Genomic DNA, 20,008 nt, shown 5'->3' on the forward strand with positions numbered 1-20,008 from the left:
GTTAGGTTGGGGGGCACGTAACCCGAATGCGTGAAATCCTGACCCGAAGCCGAGAGGGAGACGTGGGCCGTCGAACCATCGCCCAGATCACGTGGGGCGTCGTCATCGCGGCTCTTCTCGTCGCCGGACAGAGCGCCGCAGCGAACGCCGCGGGCGTCACCGAGCGGGAGTGTGAGCCGGGTCTTCCCGACCGCGCCGTCTGCGGCACCCTCACCGTCTCGGAGGGTCGATCGAACCCCGAGTCGCGTTTCCTCGACCTTCCCTACGTCGTCATCCCCGCCGAGACGCAGCCGGCCTCGGGCACCCCGGTCGTGACCCTCGCGGGCGGCCCTGGGGAGACCACGACGGCCACCGCGGAGGCCCTCGCCGCCGACCCGCGCATCGGCGGCAGCCGCGACGTCGTGGTGCTCGCGCAGCGCGGCAGCACCGAGTCGAGTGCCCCGTTCTCCTGCCCCGCGGCCACCTCGGCGTACATCGACACCTTCACCACCGACGACCCGCCCTCGACCGAGATGTCGGAGGTCGGACTGGCGATGCAGGCCTGCCTCACCGCCTTCGCGGAGGCCGGCGGCGACACCTCCGCCTACACCAGGGCCGACTTCTCGGCCGACCTCGTCGACCTTCGCGCCACCCTCGGCTACCCGACCTGGACGCTGTACGGCGAGTCCTGGTCGACGAAGATCATGCAGCTCACCGCCCAGCGCGACAACGCCGGGGTCGACGCCATCGTTCTCGACGGCTTCTCGCCGCTCGACCGCGACCTGAAGGGCGACGCCTACTTCGCCCTCGCCGACACGCTGAACGCCATCTCGGCGCGCTCGAACGGGGAGTATCCCGACCTGAACGGCGACCTCACCGCTGCTGCCGAGGTGTTCAGCGACGACCCCGCTCACGGGCTGCTCACGAACCCCGTCACGGGAAAGCAGCGCTACTACTCGCTCACCGGCTCCGACGTCGTCACCATCGTGCAGCAGGCGCTGTACGACCCGGCGACCGCCTCGGCCGTCCCGTACCTGCTCAGCCGGCTCGCCGACGGCGAGAAGGATGCGATCAACCCCTTCATCCCCGCCGCCCTCGACCAGCTCACCTCGGGCGATCTCAGCCTGTTCTGGCTGAACGCCTGCCGTGACGAGCAGCCCTACTGGAGCGCCGACCCCACGGTCGCCCCCGAGGAGGGCTCCGACAGCACCGACCCGGTGCCCCTGCCTGTGCTCAGCAACTTCACGGCCGCCGACCAGCTCTGCGGTGCGATCGGGCTTCCGCCGTCGTCGGGGGAGCTGCGCGCACCCACGCCGGTGTCGCAGCCGACATTGATCTTCCGCAGCGACTCCGACCCGTTGTACGCCGGGCCGGGCGCCGAGGCGGGCCGCGCCGTGTTCGCCGACAACCAGATGGTCGTGGTGGAGGCCAACGGCCGCGCCGGCGCCGCCTCCGACGCCTGCGCACTCGACGTGCTCGCCGGCTGGCTCGCCTCGCCGGGATCGCCCGTCAGCACGACGAACTGCGCCGACGCCGCCGAGGCGTTCCCCGTGCTGCCCGCCGACGCCGTGCATCCGACCTCGCGGTTCTCCTCGGTGGTCACCGCCGTCGATCAGCGCAACTGGTTCGAGCTCACCATCCCGCTCATCTTCGGCGTGTTCGCCGCGTTGTGGTTCGTCGGGTGGGTGATCGGTGTGCTGGTGCAGGCCATCAGGCGCGAGCCGTTCGGGCTCATGCTGGCCAGCGGCATCGCCCCCGTCACGGGCCTGGCCTTCCTCGGCACGCTCTGGCTCACCGTCAGCGCAGGGCAGGCCGCCTACCCGGGCTTCACTCTCGTCGGCGTGCCGACCATCGTGCCCTGGCTCGGCCTGGCACTTCTCGGTGTCGGTTTCTTCGGTCTCATCCCGGTGTGGCGGCTCGGCGGCCGCGGTTCGGCCGCGCTTGCCGCGAGCGCCACCCTGGTCTGGCTGGCGGCCATCGTCTGGTTCGTCTGGGTGGCGGTGCTCCCGAGCTGACCCCGGCCGGCGGGCCGAGGGGCCGACGGCATCGACACGGGAGTCGACGAGACCCGTTCTCGCGGCGGAGCCACTAGCCTAGAGATGGGCATGAACCGGTGCCGGAGAGAGGGTCTGTTCCGACGATGGATAAGCAACGGGACTTCGTTCTTCGTACGATCGAAGAGCGCGGCATCAAGTTCGTGCGACTGTGGTTCACCGACGTCGTGGGAACCCTGAAATCCGTTGCGATCGCCCCCGCCGAGGTGGAAGGCGCCTTCGCCGAGGGCCTCGGCTTCGACGGTTCCGCCATCGAGGGCCTCACCCGGTCGTTCGAAGCCGACGTCCTCGCGCATCCCGACCCCACCACCTTCCAGATCCTCCCGTGGCGCGGTGAGATCGACCCCACCGCGCGCATGTTCTGCGACATCACGACCCCCGACGGCCAGCCCGCCGTCGCCGACCCGCGCAACGTGCTGAAGCGCACCCTGGCGAAGGCCGCCGACCGCGGCTTCACCTTCTACACGCACCCCGAGATCGAGTTCTACCTCCTGAAGTCGTCGCAGTACGGGCCAGAGGGGCCGGAGCCGGTCGACTCGGCGGGCTACTTCGACAACGTGCCGGGTGGCACCGCCCACGACTTCAGGCGCCGGTCGGTGCGGATGCTCGAAGACCTCGGCATCTCGGTGGAGTTCAGCCACCACGAGGCGGGTCCCGGCCAGAACGAGATCGATCTGCGCTACGCCGACGCCCTCACCACCGCCGACAACATCATGACGTTCCGCACGGTGATCAAGGAGGTGGCCATCGAGCAGGGCGTGTACGCCACTTTCATGCCGAAGCCGCTCTCTGGCCACCCCGGGTCGGGCATGCACACGCACCTGTCGCTGTTCGAGGGCGACGCGAACGCCTTCTACGAGCAGGGCGCCGAGTACCAGCTGTCGAAGATCGGCCGCAACTTCATCGCGGGCCTGCTGCGCCACGCCCCCGAGATCACCGCGGTGACGAACCAGTTCGTCAACTCCTACAAGCGGCTCTGGGGCGGCGACGAGGCGCCGAGCTTCGTCTGCTGGGGCCACAACAACCGGTCGGCGCTCGTGCGGGTTCCGCTGTACAAGCCCAACAAGGGCCAGTCGTCGCGCATCGAGTACCGCGCCATCGACTCGGCGGCGAACCCCTACCTCGCCTACTCGCTCCTGCTGGCCGCGGGCCTCCGCGGCATCGAAGGCAACTACGAGCTGCCGCCGGAGGCGGAAGACAACGTGTGGAGTCTCACCGACGCCGAGCGCCGTGCCCTCGGGTACGACGCGCTCCCGGCCTCGCTCGACCGGGCGATCAGCCTCATGGAGGAGTCGGAGCTGGTGGCCGAGACCCTCGGCGAGCAGGTCTTCAACTATGTGCTGCTCAACAAGCGCCAGGAGTGGAAGGCCTACCGGGCTCAGGTGACCCCGTACGAGCTGAAGTCGAACCTCGAGATCCTCTGAACCACGGCGCCCGGGGGCGCCCTCCGTCATGCCGCGTTCCAACACCACCCTCACCGACCTGGCCAGAGCCGGCTTCTCCCGGCTGAGCTGGGCCGGTGAGGAGCTCGCGGCGCTCGGCGAGCGTGCCGGTGTGATCGCGGATGAGCTGCTCGCGGTGTTCCGCGACGCTCCCGACCCCGACCTCGCGCTCGAGGGGGTGCTGCGACTCGAGCAGCGCTCGGCCGATGCCGCACACTCCGCCCTGCGCGACGAGGTGCTGCGCGGCCGCATCGTGCGCCTCTTCGGGGCCTCCGAGGGTCTCATCGACTTCTTCTGCAGGCACCCGGCGCAACTGGCTTCCCTCGGCGACGCCCGACTCGAACTGCCCGACGCCGACGAGGCCAAGCGCGCGCTGCTCGACTCGGTCGGCGCCCAGGACGGCTTCTCTGCGGTGATGGGGGAGAACGCCTGGACGGCGCTGCGCATCCGGTATCGCGTGCTGCTCGCCCGGGTCACCGCTTACGACCTCGAGCAACCGAACCCGGTGGCCGGGCTCGACCGGGTCGCCCGCAGCCTCGCCGATCTCGCCGCGGGCGCGCTCGAGGCCTCGCTGGCCGTGGCCCGCACGGAGGTCTCGACGAAGGGGCACGGGCTCTGGTACTTCCCGGCCGAGCAGGTGCGCGCGACACGGTTCGCGATCATCGGCATGGGCAAAGCCGGGGCGGGCGAGCTCAACTACGTCAGCGACGTCGACGTGATCTTCGTCGCGGACGGCGACGAGGCCGCGGGACTCGCCACCAGCACCGCCGTCGAGATCGGCACCCGACTCGCCATGGTGACCATGCGCGGCATCGGGGAGACCGGGCTCGAGCCTTCCTTGTGGGAGGTCGACCCGAACCTGCGCCCCGAGGGCAAGGCGGGCGCGCTCGTGCGCTCGCTCGATTCGCACGCCGCCTACTACGACCGCTGGGCGAAGAACTGGGAGTTCCAGGCGCTGCTGAAGGCGAGGCCCCTCGCCGGAGACCTCCAGCTCGGCGACGCCTATACCCGGGTCGTGGCTCCGAAGGTGTGGTCGAGCGCGTCGCGCGAGAACTTCGTCGAGTCGGTGCAACGGATGCGCGAACGCGTCACCGAGCACATCAAGTCGTCAGACGTGGAGTACCAGCTGAAGCTCGGGCCGGGGGGCCTCCGCGACATCGAGTTCACGGTGCAGCTGCTTCAGCTCGTGCACGGGCAGACCGACGAGCGCGTGCGGCAGCGCTCGACGCTCGACGCCCTCGCCGCGCTGGCGGAGTTCGGCTACATCGGGCGCGTGGAGTCGGTGGAGTTCGCGCAGGACTACCGCATCCTGAGGCTGCTCGAGCACCGGCTGCAGCTGCGGCACCTGCGCCGCACCCACCTCATGCCCCGCGACGAGGCCGAGCAGCGCGTGCTGGCGCGGGGGAGTGGCCTCGCCTCCAGCGCGAGCGAGCTCGTCGCCCGGTGGACCGACGTGAAGGTACGCGTGCGGAGCCTGCACGAACGCCTGTTCTACCGCCCTCTGCTCGCCGCCGTCGCGGCCCTGTCTCCCGACGAGCAGGCGCTCACCAGCGAGCAGGCAGAGGCCCGGCTCGCGGCCATCGGCTTCGAGAACCCGGGCGGGGCGCTCGCCCACATCGCCGCCATGACGTCGGGCGTGTCGCGGCGGGCGTCCATCCAGCGCACCCTGCTACCCGTGATGCTGCAGTGGTTCGCGAACGGGGCCGACCCCGACTACGGGCTGCTCGCGTTCCGGCGGCTCTCCGACACGCTCGGCGAGACGTACTGGTTCCTGCGCATGCTGCGCGACTCCTCGGGCGCCGCCGCGAGGCTCACCCAGCTGCTCTCGGGCTCGCGGTTCGTGGGCGAGCTGCTCGAGCGCATCCCCGAAGCCGCGGCCTGGCTCGAGAACGACGAGGAGCTGCGCCCACGCCCGCTCGAACTTCTGCTCGAGGAGGTCGCCGCGATCGCGGCGCGGCACGAGTCGCCCGACACCGCGGCGATGGCCCTGCGGTTCGCGCGCCGGCGCGAGGTGCTGCGCATGGCGATCTCGTCGATCCTCGGCATGGTCACCGTCGAGGAGCTCGGCGCGGCACTCACGGCCATCACGACGGCGCACCTCAGGGGCACCCTCAGCGTGATCAGGCAGTCGGCGGCGCCGGCTGCGGGCGACGGCATCGAGTTCGCGATCATCGGCATGGGGCGCAACGGCGGAGGCGAGCTCGGGTTCGGTTCCGACGCCGACGTGCTCTACGTCTACCGGCCCGTGCGCGTCGACAAGCCGACCGCGCAGTCGGTCGCCCAGTTCATCGTGAACGAGCTCAACCGGCTCACCGACGACAGCAGGCTTCCGCTCGTCCTCGACATCGACCTCCGCCCGGAGGGCAAGAACGGGCCGGCGGTGCGATCGCTGGAGTCGTACGCCGCCTACTACGAACGCTGGTCGCTCACCTGGGAGGCGCAGGCTCTGCTGCGGGCCAACGGTGTGGCGGGCGACCAGGCGCTCATCGAGGACTTCCACGCCCTCGCCGACACGGTCAGGTATCCCGCGGGCATCTCCGAGACGGAGGTGCGGGAGGTCAAGCGCATCAAGGCGCGGGTGGAGAAGGAGCGGCTGCCCCAGGGCGCCGACCCCGCCCGGCACCTCAAGCTCGGCCGTGGGTCGCTGAGTGACGTCGAGTGGCTCGTGCAATTGCTGCAGCTGGAGCACGCCGCCCACGTTCCCGCCATCCGCACCACCTCGACGCTCGAGGCCCTGAAGGCCGAGGAAGATGCCGGGTTGATCGGCCATGACGACGCGCGACGGCTTCACGACGCCTGGATCTTCGCCAGCCGGGCGCGATCGGCGATGACCCTGTGGACGAACAAGACGTCCGACGTTCTGCCCACCGATCGGCGGCAGCTCGAGGGTGTGGCGCGCCTGCTCGAATACCCGCCCGGCTCGGCGACGCAGCTCGAGGAGGACTATCTCGGTGTCACCCGTCGCTCGCGGGCGGTGTTCGAGAGGCTGTTCTACGGCGGTTGACGAGCGGATGCGCGTGGCCGGCTCGGCCCCGGGCCGGCGGGTGTCTGCGGGGTGGGTCGTGGCAGCGACGTTACGCAGCTGTGATGCGTGCCTCCGATGCCCGGTGGGGCGCCCGGGGTACGATTTTCTCTGACGGATGGGGCGCATCCGTGGGTGCGGATCGAGGGTTGCATGACGAGGCAGGGGCGTGGTCGCGCGCTTCTGCACGTGTTCGTCGCCGCTTCTGTCGGGGCTCTCGCCCTGGGTGGTGCTGCCGCACCGGCCGCTGCGTTCGAGAAGCCGGCCATCTCCGCTCGTCCGGCGCCCGCCGTCGTCGCCCTCTCTGCGCCGAGCTCGTCCGAGTCGACGCCCTCACCGACGTCGGCGCCGTCTCCCCGCGAATCGACGAGCCCGACAGGCACGCCCACACCCTCCGCGACCCCCGACGACCGGGTGCCCGCCGTGGTGGCGCTCGAGGCTCCCGACACGATGGGCTACGGCGAGTCGACGAGGGTGGTCGCGCGCGTCACCGACGGTGCCGGCGCCGTGGCGTCAGGGAGCGTGCAGTTCATCGCCCATGACGGCGTCGATCAGGGGGCGCCTGTTCCGCTCACCGATGGCACCGCCGAGTTCAGCTTCACCGGGTTGGCCGAGGGCGTCGACGGAGGCCTCGTGCTGCCGCAGCCCGGTGCGCTGGTGGTCGGGGCGAAGTTCCTGCCCGCGGAGGGCAGCACGCTCGCGCCCTCCGTGAGCACCACCGAGATCGCCGTCGAGACGGCAGCCACCTCCGCATCGGTCGACTACACCCGCGGTTCCGACCTGGTGAGCGGGCGGGCCATCTCCGTCACCGCCACCGTCGAGCATCCGGTGACCGGCGACGGCTCGCTGCGGCCCGCACCCGTGTCGGGAGCCGTGGAGTTCTATTACGACGGCGCGCTGGTCTCCACCTCACCGGTGTTCGCCCTGCCGGGAGACCCTCGCGGGTACGCCCTCGCCGACGTCACCCTCGGCGGCGCCGGAGACCGGTCGCTCGTCGTGACCTACACCGGCGACGCCGTCTACAACGCCTCCTCGAGCCCCACGGTCGTGGTGCCCGTCGCCCCCGCGGCGGCGGCCGCCCCCGCGCCGGCTGCCCCGCGGCAGCCGCAGCAGCCGGCAGCGCCGGCGCCGGCGGCGACTCCGGTGGCCCCCGCTCAGAGCGGCGGTGCGCCCGGTGGTGACGGTAGCGCCCCGGAGACGATCTCGTCGACAAGCGTGAGCGAGGAGGCGACCGTCGGGCCGTCGTTCTGGCTGGTCTTCGTCGCCATCTTCGCGGGCCTCATGCTCCTCGCCTCGACCTCGGCCCTCGCCGTCGTGCAGTCGCGGGCCCGCCGCCGCGCCGCCCACTGAGAAGGCGCAAGCGTTTCGCCGATCCCCGTACCCCTCCAACGAGGTGCACACGGAAGGGGGACTCTCCTGAGCGGTGCGCATCAGCTACGGTCAGGGGTATGGGGGACTTCACACGCCGAGACCTGATGCGAGCCGGAGCCTGGTCGGTGCCTGTGGTGGTGCTCGCCGCCGCTGCGCCGACAGCTGCCGCTTCGACGGCTGAGACCACCGCGAACCTCCTCTACGTCGGCATCGCCAGCGGCGAGCACACCTACCGCGTCATCGTCGACGCGCCCGGCGAGGAACTCGTGGAATGGCCCTACGAGGCCGAGGTTCTCGAGCTCGACAGCGCCACCTACGACGTGTATGTGCGCGGAACCCTCGACGCGAACGGCATCGCCTTCTTCACCCTCACCCCCGAGGCCGCCTCATCGCACCTGGCCGTGCGCGCCGTCATCCTCAAGCCCTCCGGCGACGTCCTCATCGCGGGCCCCCTGTCGCTCCCGCCTGTCTGACCCTTGGGTGGCCTGAACCTCTCGGCTTCCCGGGCATCCACTGCTGAAACGACGAATCCGCACGAGCCGTCGTCCAGAAGGGTCTGGGGCTCGTGCGGACCGGGGCGGCCCAGCGGGGATCGGAGGCCCTCCGATCCCCGCTGAGTCAGCGGTAGTGGCTAGACGCCGTAGTAGAGCTCGTACTCGAAGGGGTGCGGGCGCTGGGCGATGGGCTTGATCTCGTTCTCGCGCTTGTATGAGATCCAGGTCTCGATCAGGTCGGGGGTGAACACGTTGCCCTTGGTGAGGAACTCGTGGTCGGCCTCGAGCGCGTCGAGGGCCTCGCCGAGCGACGCCGGCACCTGGGGGATGTTCTTGGCCTCCTCGGGCGGAAGCTCGTAGAGGTCCTTGTCGACGGGCTCGTGCGGCTCGATGCGGTTCTGGATTCCGTCGAGACCGGCCATGAGCTGCGCGGCGAAGGCGAGGTAGGGGTTCCCCGAAGCATCCGGAGCACGGAACTCGATGCGCTTGGCCTTCGGGTTGGTGCCGGTGATCGGGATGCGGATCGACGCCGAGCGGTTGCCGGCCGAGTAGACCAGGTTGACGGGGGCCTCGAAGCCCGGCACCAGACGGTGGTAGGAGTTCACCGTGGGGTTGGTGAAGGCCAGGACGGCGGGGGCGTGCTTCAGCAGACCGCCGATGTACCAGCGAGCAATGTCGGAGAGGCCGCCGTAGCCCGCCTCGTCGTAGAACAGTGGCGAGCCGTCGTTCCAGAGCGACTGGTGGGTGTGCATGCCCGAGCCGTTGTCGCCGAACAGCGGCTTCGGCATGAAGGTCGCGGTCTTGCCCCAGAGGTTCGCGGTGTTCTTGACGATGTACTTGAACTTCAGGATGTCGTCGGCCGCGTGCACCATGGTGTCGAAGCGGTAGTTGATCTCGCCCTGGCCTGCGGTGCCGACCTCGTGGTGCGCGCGCTCGAGGATGAGCCCGGCGTCGATGAGCTTCAGCGAGATGTCGTCGCGCAGGTCGGCGTGCTGGTCGACCGGCGAGACGGGGAAGTAGCCGCCCTTGTAGGGGGTCTTGTTGGCGAGGTTGCCGCCCTCTTCGACGCGGCCCGTGTTCCAGGCGGCCTCGGAGGAGTCGACCGAGTAGAACGAGGAGTTCTGCTTCACCTCGTAGCGCACGTCGTCGAAGATGTAGAACTCGGCCTCGGGTGCGAAGAAGGCGGTGTCGGCGATGCCGGTCGAGGCGAGGTACTTCTCGGCCTTCTTGGCCACCTGGCGCGGGTCGCGGGAGTAGATCTCGCCGTTGCGCGGGTTGTAGATGTCGAACACGAGGATGAGGGTGCGCTCGGCGCGGAACGGGTCGATGTAAGCCGTGGAGACATCGGGGATGAGCTGCATGTCCGACTCGTGGATCGACGCGAAGCCGCGGATCGAGGAGCCGTCGAAGAGCTGACCGACGGCGAAGAACTCCTCGTCGACGGTGGACGCGGGGATGTTGAAGTGCTGCTGCACGCCGGGAAGGTCGGTGAAGCGGATGTCAAGGAACTTGACGTCGGTGTCCTTGATGAACTTGAGCACCTCGGAAGAATCACTGAACATGTGAAGGGGTCTCCAACTGGCTTGGAACTGGAAAAACTACGAAAGAGTAGCCGATCCCAGGGTAGCGTGACCCGATTACCCGTCCGTGACGCCATTGTTTCCGGAATGTTACGGCGCTACCTCTTGACCAGCACCGTCCCGGAGAACACGTCGTGCAGACCCCGTTGATCGGAATCCCAGATCAACGCCGGAATGAGCAGCATGAGCAGCACGGTGCGGAGGCTGGGTCGCCACCAGCCTGCGTAGCCGCCGTCCAGTCTCACGACACGCATGCCGAGAATGAGATGACCGAGGCCACCGCCGAGCGTGACCATGAGCACGACCTGCTCGACGAGGAAGATGAGGCTCGACGCCCACGGGTTCTCGAAGAAGAAGGCGAAATAGACGACGTAGCAGAAGGCGAAATCGATCAGCAGGGCGGCGATGCGTCGCCCTGGGCGCGCGACCGATCCGTGCCCTTCTCTGTTGAAGCCGAGCCGCTCGCCCGGCCACTGACTCGGCGCAGCACTGCCCGACGAGGTTGTCACCCGGGCCTCAGCGACCGCGCTGGGGGCGCATCCGCATCGGGTCGATGCCCTTCGGGATGGGCAGCGGCGAGTTCGACAGCGAGCTCAGGCGGTTGCTCACGGCGAGCACCTCGGGCTTCGTGAGGTTGGGCTTCAGCTTCGCCATCTGAGCGGCCACCCGGTGCAGCGGAACGGCATCGGCGTCTGGCCCGACCGACAGGAAGGTCACGGGGACGTTGGGGAGGATGCGGAGCACCTTGCGGCGCTCCTCCTCGAGCATCTTCGTGGTGCGGCTGCGCGGGCCCTCGCTGATGAGCACGACGCCGCCGCGGCCGACGGCGCGGTAGACCGCATCCTGAGTCTTGCCGTTGACGGCCACAGGCATCTCGCTGCCCGTCCAGCTGCGCTTCAGCGAGCTGCGCAAGACGGCACCGACGGCACCCGGCTGCCCCTCGATCTGCTTGTAGGCGGCGCGCTCGGCGCGACGACCGAGGATGATCAGAGCGGCGAGGAGGCCCGCGAGCACGCCCGCCAGGATCCACATCACCATGCCGAAGACGTTGCCGCCCGCGAAGATGAGCGCGGCTGCCACTCCGGCGAGCACGGGGAGCGCGAAGCCGAGCACCATGAACCATACGGCGTTCGAGTCGTAGCGGCGGGTCATCTGGAAGACCTGCCACATCTGCTTGATGCGGCCCGGCTCCTTCGGCTTCTTGGGTGCGGTGTCGGTCTTGCGTGCCATACCACCAGGATACTTCGTCCGACCCGCGCTCCCGCGCACGGGAATTGTGCACAGCCGGACGCACGCGCGGTTCTGTGCACAGATCTCGCGGTCGCCCGGCGGCTCGGAAGGTCGTGCTGAAGTCTCGAAGGCATGCGAAGTGATCCCCGGCCCCTGGTCGCCGGCTACCGGCTGCTCGAGGTGGTGTCGGTGGGGATGCGGGCGACGGTGTACCTCGCGCGGCGGGAGGGGCGCGAGGGCCGCGCGGAGGGAGAGGTGGTCGTGCTGAAGGTGGCGATGACGCGTGGTCGGCACGCGCGGGCCGCAGATGGTGCCGCCGCGGGCCCCTGGGCGGGGGCGGAGGTCGAGGTGCTGCGGGCTCGGCCCCTCGAGCGGATGCCCCGGCTCATCGAGGTGGTGGACGGGGGTGCGCGTGGCGCGCCGCCGACGGCTGTCGTCATGACGCGCTGCGCGGGGGTGCCGCTCGAAGCGCTGCTCGGTCGGCACGGTTGTGGGTTCGACGGTGTGGGGGAGTCGCTGCGCGAGCTGGTGCAGACCCTGCATGCGGCGGGCTTCGCCCATGGGGGGATCGACGGTTCGAGCGTGCTGCTCGAGGGAAGCGGGCGGGTCAGCCTCGTGGGCTTCGGTCGTTCAGTGGCGAGCACGTACCCACGCTTCGAACGGATGCGCGCCCGCGACCTCGACGCCCTGACCGCCCTCGCCGCCGCCGTCGGCGCTCCGGTCGCACGCGTCGTTCCGCTCAGCGGTCGTGCTGCGGCCCCGCGCGTGGGTCCCGGCGGTGGCCCGGCGACCGTGGCGACGCCAGGTGGCGCCGCGCCGCCCGCGACGACGCCGGCCGACGACCCGTCGGCGGAGGGGGCGCGGCGCGGCGGTGGCACGTGGGTGGAGGAGGCGCGGCGCTGCGGTGGCACGTGGGTGGAGGAGGTGCGGCGCGGCGGTGGGACGGCGCTGGAGGTTTCTTCGGACCCTGGGGTGGGTGTCGGAGGTGCTGCGTTCGTCGAGCAGGCGCGGGTGGGGTTCACGCGGGCGGGGGCCGGTGAATGGGTGTGGGAGGAGGCGGTGGTCGAGGAGGAGCGGCGGGAGCCGAGTATGGCGGAGGCCATCGATCCGGCGTGGGAGGCGGTCGTCGCGCTGGCGGATGTCGTGCGGAGGGCGGTGCGGAGGAAGGTGCGGTCGAGCCGACGGGAGCTGGTGTCGACGAGGCGACGCAAGCTGCTGGTGGGTGGAGTGGTCGGGGCGGTCGTGGTGACGGCCGCTGTCTGCGGCCTTCTGCCCGGCAGGAGCGCCGGGGAGACGGCGGCGGTCGAGGGCGGTGCGACCGCGCATCAGAGTGCTGCCGTGGGAGAGCCGACGGTCAGCGGAACGGCGACACCTGAGTCAGGGGCGGGCGCGAACCCGGTGCTCGACGGGATGCCCGCTTCTGAGCCACCGGCGACCTCGCTGCCCTCACCGCCCCCGGCACCGCTGTCGCCTCCGACGAACTCGGTACCCACCGCTTCGGCGCCCGGGGGCGACCCCGTGAAGGCTGCGGCGGACGAGGTCGCGAGCTGGGGCGCTCGGCTCGAGGGGGCGCGGGTCGACGAGGAGCTCGGGGGTGCTGTCATCGTCGCGGGGCAGCTCGTCTCGACGGGCGCTGCGGGGGAGGAGACGACGAAGCCGGTCTCGCTCCTCGTGGTGAGGAGCGAGACCGGCTGGAAGGTCAGACCGATCGACGCGAGTCGCGACGACCCTGGCTAGATGCCGAGGTCGCCCTCGAAGTCGCCGTCTTCGAGGCGGTTCTTCACGGCGGTGAGGAAGCGCGCGGCGTCGGCGCCGTCGACGATGCGGTGGTCGTAGCTGAGCGCCAGGAACACCGTCGAGCGGATGGCGATCGCGTCGGTTCCGTCGACGGTCACCACGGCGGGCTTCTTCACGACGGCACCGGTGCCCAGGATCGCGACCTGGGGCAGGAACACCAGCGGGGTGTCGAACAGCGCGCCGCGCGAACCCGTGTTGGTGAGCGTGAAGGTGCCGCCGGCAAGCTCGTCGGGCTTCAGCTTGTTGTCGCGGGTGCGAGCGGCGAGGTCGGCGATCTGCGCCGCGAAGCCCGCGATGTCGAGGTCGCCGGCATTCTTCACCACGGGGGTGAGGAGTCCACGCTCGGTGTCGACGGCGATGCTGATGCTCTCGTGGTCGGGGTAGACGATGTTCTCGCCGTCGACCGTTGCGTTGATGACGGGGTACGCCTTCAGCGCCTCGGCCGCCGCGATGGCGAAGAACGGCATGAACGACAGCTTGGTGCCGGTCTTTTCGAGGAACGACGCCTTCACCTTGTCGCGGAGCTGAGCCACCTTGGTGACGTCGACTTCCACGACCGTGGTGAGCTGGGCCGACGCCTGCATCGACGCGACCGCGCGCTCGGCGACGACCTTGCGCAGGCGCGACATGGGCTGCGTGGTGCCGCGCAGCGGCGAGACCTCGAGCGGGGCGCGCTTGGCCGACGCAGCGGGAGCTGCAGCAGCAGGCGCCTCAGCAGCGGCGAGCACGTCCTCCTTCCGGATGCGACCGCCGACGCCCGTGCCGGTCACCGACGCGAGGTCGACACCGCGGTCGTGAGCGAGCTTGCGCACGAGAGGAGTCACGTAACCGGCATTCGAGCCGGAGGGTGCCGACGACGCGGCCGGAGCGGCAGCTGCGGGTGCAGCGGCAGGAGCCGGCGCGGCAGCAGGAGCCGGGGCAGCCGTGGGGGCGGCAGCCGGAGCAGCCGCGGGGGCGGCAGCCGGAGCAGGCGCAGCAGCGGGAGCCGGAGCAGCGGCAGGTGCGGGCGCAGCAGGCGGAGCGGGAGTCGCCTCCGGCGCGGCGGCCGGGGCCTCCTGCACCGGCGCGGGCTGCTCGGCCGGCGTCTCCTCGGCGGGCGCGGGCGCCTCGGTCGAGGGCTCGACGACCTCGGCGGGCGCCTCCTCGGCCGGAGCCTGCGGCCCGGCCGCAGCGGCACCGGCGCCTGACCCGTCTCCGATCGTCACCAGGGCGGTGCCGACCTCGACGGTCTCGTCTTCCTGCACGAGGATCTCCTCGATCACGCCCGCCACCGGCGAGGGGATCTCGGTGTCGACCTTGTCGGTCGACACCTCGAGAAGGGGCTCATCGACCTCGACGCGATCGCCGACGTTCTTGAGCCATCGGGTGACCGTTCCTTCGGTGACACTCTCACCGAGTGCGGGAAGGTTGACGGATTCGCTCATGACCTTTGTCTCCTTATGGAACGGTTCGTTGCAAGCCTACTGGCGTGTCTGGTGCTGCGCTCGGGGGAACCGGCTCAGATGGCGTGGAGGGGCTTCCCCGCGAGGGCGAGGTGCGCCTCGCCGAGGGCCTCGTTCTGGGTCGGGTGGGCGTGCACCAGAGGAGCGACGTCTTCGGGGTACGCCTCCCAGTTCACGATGAGCTGGCCTTCGCCGATGAGCTCGCCGACGCGCGCACCGATCATGTGGATGCCGATGACCGGCCCGTCGTTCACGCGCACGACCTTCACCGAGCCGGTGGTGCCGATGATGTGGCTCTTGCCGTTGCCGGCCAGGTTGTAGTCGTACGACGAGATTTTGTCGGCACCGTACTTCTCGGCTGCCTTCGCCTCGGTGAGGCCGACGGAGGCGACCTCGGGGTCGGAATAGGTGACCTTCGGGATGTTCACGTCTTCGACGACCTGCGGGTTCAGCCCTGCGATCTCCTCGGCCACGAAGATGCCCTGCTGGAAGCCGCGGTGGGCCAGCTGGAGGCCAGGCACGATGTCGCCGACGGCGTAGACGCCGGGCACGCTGGTCTCGAGGCGGTCGTTGGTGATGACGAAGCCGCGGTCGACGGTGACGCCGACCTCTTCGAAACCGAGCCCCTGGGTGGCGGGGCCGCGGCCCACGGCGACGAGCAGCAGCTCGCCGTCGAAGGTCTTGCCGTCTTCGAGGGTGACGACGACGCCGTTCTCGTTCTGGGTGACGCCGGAGAAGCGCACGCCGAGGTTGAAGGCGATGCCGCGCTTGCGGAAGGCGCGCTCGAACTGCTTCGAGATGGCCTCGTCCTCGTTCGGGACGAGGTGCGGAAGCGCCTCGATGATGGTGACGTCGGCACCGAACGACTTCCAGACGCTGGCGAACTCGACGCCGATGACGCCGCCGCCGAGGATGACGACCTTCTTGGGCACGAAGTCGAGCGAGAGTGCCTGCTCCGAGGTGATGACCCGCCCGCCGATCTCGAGGCCGGGGAGGGTGCGCGAGTACGAGCCGGTGGCGAGAACGATCTTCTTGCCGCGGATGACGTCGTCGCCGACCTGCACCGTGGTGGGGGAGGTCAGCCGGCCCTCCCCGGCGATGGTGGTGACGCCGCGCGCCTTGACGAGGCCCTCGAGGCCCTTGTACTTCGACGACACGATTCCCTCGCGGTACGCGGTGACGGCGGCGATGTCGATGCCGTCGAAGCTCGTGTTCACGCCGTACTTGGCCGACTCGCGCGAGACGTCGGCCACCTCGGCCGAGTGCAGGAGCGCCTTGGTCGGGATGCAGCCGCGGTGCAGACACGTCCCCCCGACCTTGTCCTTCTCGATCATCGCGACCGTGAAGCCCAGCTGGCTGGCGCGCAGTGCGGCTGCGTAGCCGCCACTGCCACCGCCGAGGACCACAATGTCAAAATTCTGCTCCGACACCACGTAACTCCCTCGTGCATCACTCATCTGTGCCGATTCAGACGACACAGGAGAAGGGCGAGATTTTTTCGCCCCTCCGAGCCTACTACGCGCTGGTATACAACTCGGCAAATCGGACCAGGGCGCGCACGGTGGCCCCGGTCGGTCCCTTGCCGGTGTACCCGTAGGCGCCTTCCTTGTTGTGCGCGGCGCCCGCGATGTCGAGGTGCGCCCAGGGGATCGGCGTGCCGTCTTCGCGGTCGCCGACGAATTCCTTGAGGAAGACCCCGGCCACGAGCATCCCGCCCGCCGTGTTGCCCGGCTTCACGTTCGCGATGTCGGCGATGTCGGAGGCGAGCATCGGCCGGAGCTCGCCGGGCAGCGGCATCGGCCAGAGTGTCTCCCCGGTCTGGCCGGCGGCCTCGACGAGTCGTCGCACCACCTCGTCGTCGCCCATGGTGGCGACGTAGCGGTTGCCGAGCGCCACGATCGCCGCGCCGGTGAGGGTCGCCACGTCGACGATGACGTCGGGGTTCTCCTCGCCGGCGGCGACGATTCCGTCGGCCAGCACGAGCCGACCCTCGGCATCGGTGTTCAGCACCTCGACGGTGCGCCCACCACGGATGGTGAGCACGTCGCCCGGCCGGATCGCCGTGCCCGAGGGCATGTTCTCGGCGAGGCAGAGCCACGCGGTGATGCGCACCGGAAGACCGAGCCGTGCCGCCGCGACGGTGGCGGCGAGCACGGTCGCCGAGCCCGCCATGTCGTACTTCATGCCGATCATCGACACCGGGGGCTTCAACGACAGGCCGCCGGTGTCGAAGGTGATCCCCTTGCCTACCAGGGCGAGGTGCGCGGATGCTCCGGCCGGCGCGTAGTCCACCCTCACCAGGCGAGGCGGCCGGCTGGAGCCCTGGCCGACCCCCACGATCCCGCCGAAGCCCCCCTCGCGCAGTTCGTCGAGCCCCCACACCCGCACGTCGAGCGGAAGGTCTGCGGTGAGCTGCAGCACCCGGTCGGCGTACGACTCGGGATAGAGGTCGAGTGCCGGCTCGTTGACGAGGTCGCGCACCAGGTTCACCGCGTCGACCGTGGCTCCGGCGTGACGGAGCGCCCGCTCGGCGGCGTCGGCAGCGAGGTCTCCGGCGTCGACCTCGATGGCGTGCGGACCCTTCTCGTCGTCCCCGGAGCGCGATCCGGCGCCCCGCTGCTCGGCGTAGTCATAGGAGCCGAGTCCCGCGCCTTCGAGGAGGGCGTCGAGCTCCTCACCCGACGACGGCGTGAGGTGCAGGAGCAGCGCCGACGACCCGGAGAGCCGGCGAGCCGCCACTCCCGCGGCGTAGCGCAGCGCATCCGCATCCGCCTCGGCTGCGCCGAGACCGACCACCGCCAGCCCCGCGGCCGAGCTGCCCGCCGGAGCCGGGAGGCGCACGAGCTCGTCCTTCTTGCCCGTGAAGCCCACGGCGGCGAGGTCACCCGCCAGCGTGGGGAACGCGGATGCCGCATCGCCCCGCACGACGGGCCCGCCGTCGATGACGGAGGCGCCGACGACGAGCAGCTCCTCGGCGGTGGCGTCGCGGTGTGCGGGGGAGACGGAGAGCGGGGAGGAGGTCATCCCTCGATGCTATCCAGCGGCGCGCCCGATATTCCCGATGCGTGTTCGCTCTCGGCATGCTGCGGCTCCGGGGCGCCGTCAGCACCGCGGTTTAGAGTTGATGCATGGACGACCCCCGCGGACTGTACGACATCGTGGCCGAAGACGGCCTGGTGCCCGAGGGGCTGCCACTCGTAGCTGCGCTCACTGGGTTCACCGACGCGGGCGGTGCGGTCTCGCAGCTGGGCGACTACCTCCTCGACTCCCTGCAGAGCTCCGTGGTCGTCGAGTTCGATGCCGACATCCTCCTCGACTACCGTGCTCGCCGGCCGATCATCACCTTCGACCAAGACCACGTGAGCGAGTACGAGCCGCAGACGCTGCGCCTTCACCTCGTCACCGACGAGCTCGGCCAGCGCTTCCTCTTCCTCAACGGCTTCGAGCCCGACTTCCAGTGGGAGCGGTTCGCCGCAGCAGTCATCCAGTTGGTCGACAGGTTCAAGATCTCGACCACCACCTGGGTGCACGCGATCCCCATGCCCGTTCCGCACACCCGCCCCATCAACGTGACGGTGAGCGGCAACCGCATCGAGCTCATCGACGCGCTCTCGGTGTGGCGGCCGAGCACGCAGGCCCCCGCCAACGTGCTTCACCTCGTGGAGTACCGGCTGCAGGAGCTCGGGCATCCGATCGCCGGGTTCGTGCTGCTCGTTCCGCACTATCTCGCCGACACCGAGTACCCTGCCACCGCCCTGGTGGGCGTGGAGAGCATCAGCTCGGCGACCGGCCTCATCTTCCCCACCGACCGGTTGCGCGAAGAAGGGCGCGTGTTCGCGTCGAAGATCGACGAGCAGGTGCAGTCGAACGCCGAGCTTGCCCGGTTGGTGCAGACGCTCGAGGAGCGCCACGACACCTACATGGAGGGCACGAGCCTGCGGTCGCCGCTCACCGACGTCGACGGCGAGCTGCCCTCGGCCGACGAGATCGCCGACGAGCTCGAGCGGTTCCTCGCCGGCAACCGCCCGGGCGACGACTCGCCGGAGGCCACGGGGCGCTGACGCGGGGGCGACCGCGGCCCCTCCGCGGGCCCGGCGCACGTGGTACTCCGTGCGCACATCCCTGCCGCGCGCACGGAGTAGGTTGGGGGCGGTGAACTCCCGTCGGTCCTGGCTCGTCTTCGGGGTCGGCGTGTTCGCCTACATGGCGGGCGTGATGCAACGCTCGACACTCGGAGTCGCCGGTGTGTCGGCAGCCGAACGCTTCGACACCACGGCCGCGCTGCTGTCGGCCCTCGCCGTCGTGCAGCTCATCGTGTACGCGGGCCTGCAGGTACCGATCGGCATCCTCATCGACCGCGTCGGCCCGAAAGTGCTCATCTCCGTCGGTTCGGCCGTGATGGTCGCCGGTCAGACCACGCTCGCCTTCGCCCCCGAGATCAGTGTGGCGATCGTCGGCCGGATGCTCGTCGGTGCGGGTGACGCCGCCATCTTCATCTCGCTGATCAGACTGGTGAACTCCTGGTTCTCGGGCCGCATCGTCCCGATGCTGTCGCAGTGGACGGGCAATGTGGGGGCCATCGGCCAGATCCTGTCGGCGGTGCCGTTCGCCTGGTTGCTGCACGAGGCTGGCTGGTCGGTCGCCTTCTCGGCCGCCGCAGCCCTCTCGTTCGCCGGCTTCGTGCTGTGCCTGGTCTTCCTCGCCGATCGCCCACGAGACGCCGCCGAACCACCGCGGGCCGCCTCCATCAAGGAGGCGCTTCACGGCCTCGGGCAGACGGTGCGGCGCCCGGGCACCCAACTCGGCTTCTGGTCGCACTACGTCAGCCAGTCGTCGGGCACCGCCTTCGCGCTGTTCTGGGGCTTCCCCTTCATGGTCTCGGCTCTCGGATTCGACGAAGGCACCGCATCCTTCTACCTCGTCGTCATCGTGCTCACGGGGCTCGTGGCGGGGCCGGTGCTCGGCATCCTCACCGCACGTTTCCCGCTGCGCCGCTCGAACCTCGTGCTGGGCATCGCCGCGCTGCTGCTCGCCGTGTGGGCGGCGGTACTGCTCTGGCCGGGTGTGCCGCCGGCGTGGCTCATCCTCGTGCTGGTGGTCGCGATGGGAGTCGGGGGGCCTGGTTCGCTCATCGGTTTCGACTTCGCACGGTCGTTCAACCCCATCCGGTCGCTCGGCTCGGCGAACGGCATCGTCAACGTCGGCGGGTTCACGGCCAGCTTCGTGATCATGTTCCTCATCGGCCTCGTGCTCGACCTGCAGTTCGACAGCGGGCTGAGCGGCACCCTCTACGATCTCGACGCGTTCCGGATCGCGTTCGCGGTGCAGTACCCGGTGATCGGGTTCGGGGTGGTGATGCTGCTGCTTGCGCGGCGGCGCACCAGGCGCAAGCTCGAGGAGGACGAGGGAATATCCGTGGGCCCCATCTGGGTTGCACTGTACAGGGCATGGAAACGCCGGGGCCCGGGCGGCAAGAGGGCTACCGGTTCCGTGCAATAATTGATATGAAGACCCGTTCCTGTGCGTGGTGCAGTAGCTCTGATGAGGCTGCGACGAACCAGCACTTGACATGGGTCTTAGTACTGTCCAAAAACATC

14 protein-coding genes are annotated in these 20,008 nt (G+C 69.9%); 8 read left to right on the forward strand and 6 right to left on the reverse strand.

Features of this window, described 5'->3' with window-relative positions; genetic code table 11:
- Positions 1 to 62: 62 nt before the first annotated feature.
- The 5 genes from ABFY20_RS09285 to ABFY20_RS09305 all read left to right on the forward strand — a co-directional run bounded on the left by ABFY20_RS09285 (position 63) and on the right by ABFY20_RS09305 (position 8,341).
- Complete coding sequence (locus ABFY20_RS09285) at positions 63 to 1,994, forward strand: alpha/beta fold hydrolase (protein ID WP_368499647.1); 1,932 nt, start codon at positions 63 to 65, stop codon at positions 1,992 to 1,994.
- 125 nt (positions 1,995 to 2,119) lie between these two features.
- A complete protein-coding gene (locus ABFY20_RS09290) occupies positions 2,120 to 3,457 on the forward strand; it encodes a glutamine synthetase family protein (RefSeq protein ID WP_368499648.1) in 1,338 nt (445 codons plus the stop codon).
- Positions 3,458 to 3,485: 28 nt separating this feature from the next.
- Positions 3,486 to 6,479 (forward strand): bifunctional [glutamine synthetase] adenylyltransferase/[glutamine synthetase]-adenylyl-L-tyrosine phosphorylase, encoded by a 2,994-nt coding sequence (locus ABFY20_RS09295; RefSeq protein ID WP_368499649.1) that lies wholly within the window; start codon positions 3,486 to 3,488, stop codon positions 6,477 to 6,479.
- A gap of 171 nt (positions 6,480 to 6,650) precedes the next feature.
- Positions 6,651 to 7,847, forward strand: a complete 1,197-nt coding sequence (locus ABFY20_RS09300) for an Ig-like domain repeat protein (protein ID WP_368499650.1) — start codon at positions 6,651 to 6,653, stop codon at positions 7,845 to 7,847.
- Between the two features lie 98 nt (positions 7,848 to 7,945).
- Positions 7,946 to 8,341 (forward strand): hypothetical protein, encoded by a 396-nt coding sequence (locus tag ABFY20_RS09305; protein ID WP_368499651.1) that lies wholly within the window; start codon positions 7,946 to 7,948, stop codon positions 8,339 to 8,341.
- 158 nt (positions 8,342 to 8,499) lie between these two features.
- On the opposite strand, the gene glnA is transcribed toward ABFY20_RS09305, so the two are convergent.
- The 3 genes from glnA to ABFY20_RS09320 all read right to left on the reverse strand — a co-directional run bounded on the left by glnA (position 8,500) and on the right by ABFY20_RS09320 (position 11,172).
- Positions 8,500 to 9,924 (reverse strand): type I glutamate--ammonia ligase, encoded by a 1,425-nt coding sequence (gene glnA, locus ABFY20_RS09310; protein WP_368499652.1) that lies wholly within the window; start codon positions 9,922 to 9,924, stop codon positions 8,500 to 8,502.
- Between the two features lie 116 nt (positions 9,925 to 10,040).
- The gene (locus ABFY20_RS09315; RefSeq protein WP_368499653.1) at positions 10,041 to 10,451 is read right to left on the reverse strand and encodes an RDD family protein; all 411 of its coding nucleotides are present in this window, start codon (positions 10,449 to 10,451) and stop codon (positions 10,041 to 10,043) included.
- A gap of 7 nt (positions 10,452 to 10,458) precedes the next feature.
- A complete protein-coding gene (locus ABFY20_RS09320; RefSeq protein ID WP_171704937.1) occupies positions 10,459 to 11,172 on the reverse strand; it encodes a DUF4191 domain-containing protein in 714 nt (237 codons plus the stop codon).
- Between the two features lie 132 nt (positions 11,173 to 11,304).
- Between ABFY20_RS09320 and ABFY20_RS09325 the strand changes: the two genes are divergently transcribed.
- Positions 11,305 to 12,909, forward strand: a complete 1,605-nt coding sequence (locus tag ABFY20_RS09325; RefSeq protein ID WP_368499654.1) for a hypothetical protein — start codon at positions 11,305 to 11,307, stop codon at positions 12,907 to 12,909.
- On the opposite strand, the gene sucB is transcribed toward ABFY20_RS09325, so the two are convergent.
- The 3 genes from sucB to ABFY20_RS09340 all read right to left on the reverse strand — a co-directional run bounded on the left by sucB (position 12,906) and on the right by ABFY20_RS09340 (position 17,435).
- A complete protein-coding gene (gene sucB / locus ABFY20_RS09330) occupies positions 12,906 to 14,393 on the reverse strand; it encodes a 2-oxoglutarate dehydrogenase, E2 component, dihydrolipoamide succinyltransferase (RefSeq protein ID WP_368499655.1) in 1,488 nt (495 codons plus the stop codon). The two genes, ABFY20_RS09325 and sucB, sit on opposite strands and share 4 nt — an antisense overlap.
- Before the next feature lie 74 nt (positions 14,394 to 14,467).
- A complete protein-coding gene (gene lpdA / locus ABFY20_RS09335) occupies positions 14,468 to 15,841 on the reverse strand; it encodes a dihydrolipoyl dehydrogenase (RefSeq protein ID WP_368499761.1) in 1,374 nt (457 codons plus the stop codon).
- Positions 15,842 to 15,926: 85 nt separating this feature from the next.
- A complete protein-coding gene (locus ABFY20_RS09340) occupies positions 15,927 to 17,435 on the reverse strand; it encodes a leucyl aminopeptidase (protein WP_368499656.1) in 1,509 nt (502 codons plus the stop codon).
- Positions 17,436 to 17,539: 104 nt separating this feature from the next.
- Between ABFY20_RS09340 and ABFY20_RS09345 the strand changes: the two genes are divergently transcribed.
- Together ABFY20_RS09345 and ABFY20_RS09350 are read left to right on the forward strand one after the other, a co-directional pair.
- Positions 17,540 to 18,472 (forward strand): proteasome assembly chaperone family protein, encoded by a 933-nt coding sequence (locus ABFY20_RS09345; RefSeq protein ID WP_368499657.1) that lies wholly within the window; start codon positions 17,540 to 17,542, stop codon positions 18,470 to 18,472.
- Between the two features lie 91 nt (positions 18,473 to 18,563).
- Complete coding sequence (locus ABFY20_RS09350) at positions 18,564 to 19,910, forward strand: nitrate/nitrite transporter (protein ID WP_368499658.1); 1,347 nt, start codon at positions 18,564 to 18,566, stop codon at positions 19,908 to 19,910.
- Positions 19,911 to 20,008 lie beyond the last annotated feature (98 nt).

This window comes from Herbiconiux sp. A18JL235 (assembly GCF_040939305.1).
Taxonomy (GTDB): domain Bacteria; phylum Actinomycetota; class Actinomycetes; order Actinomycetales; family Microbacteriaceae; genus Herbiconiux.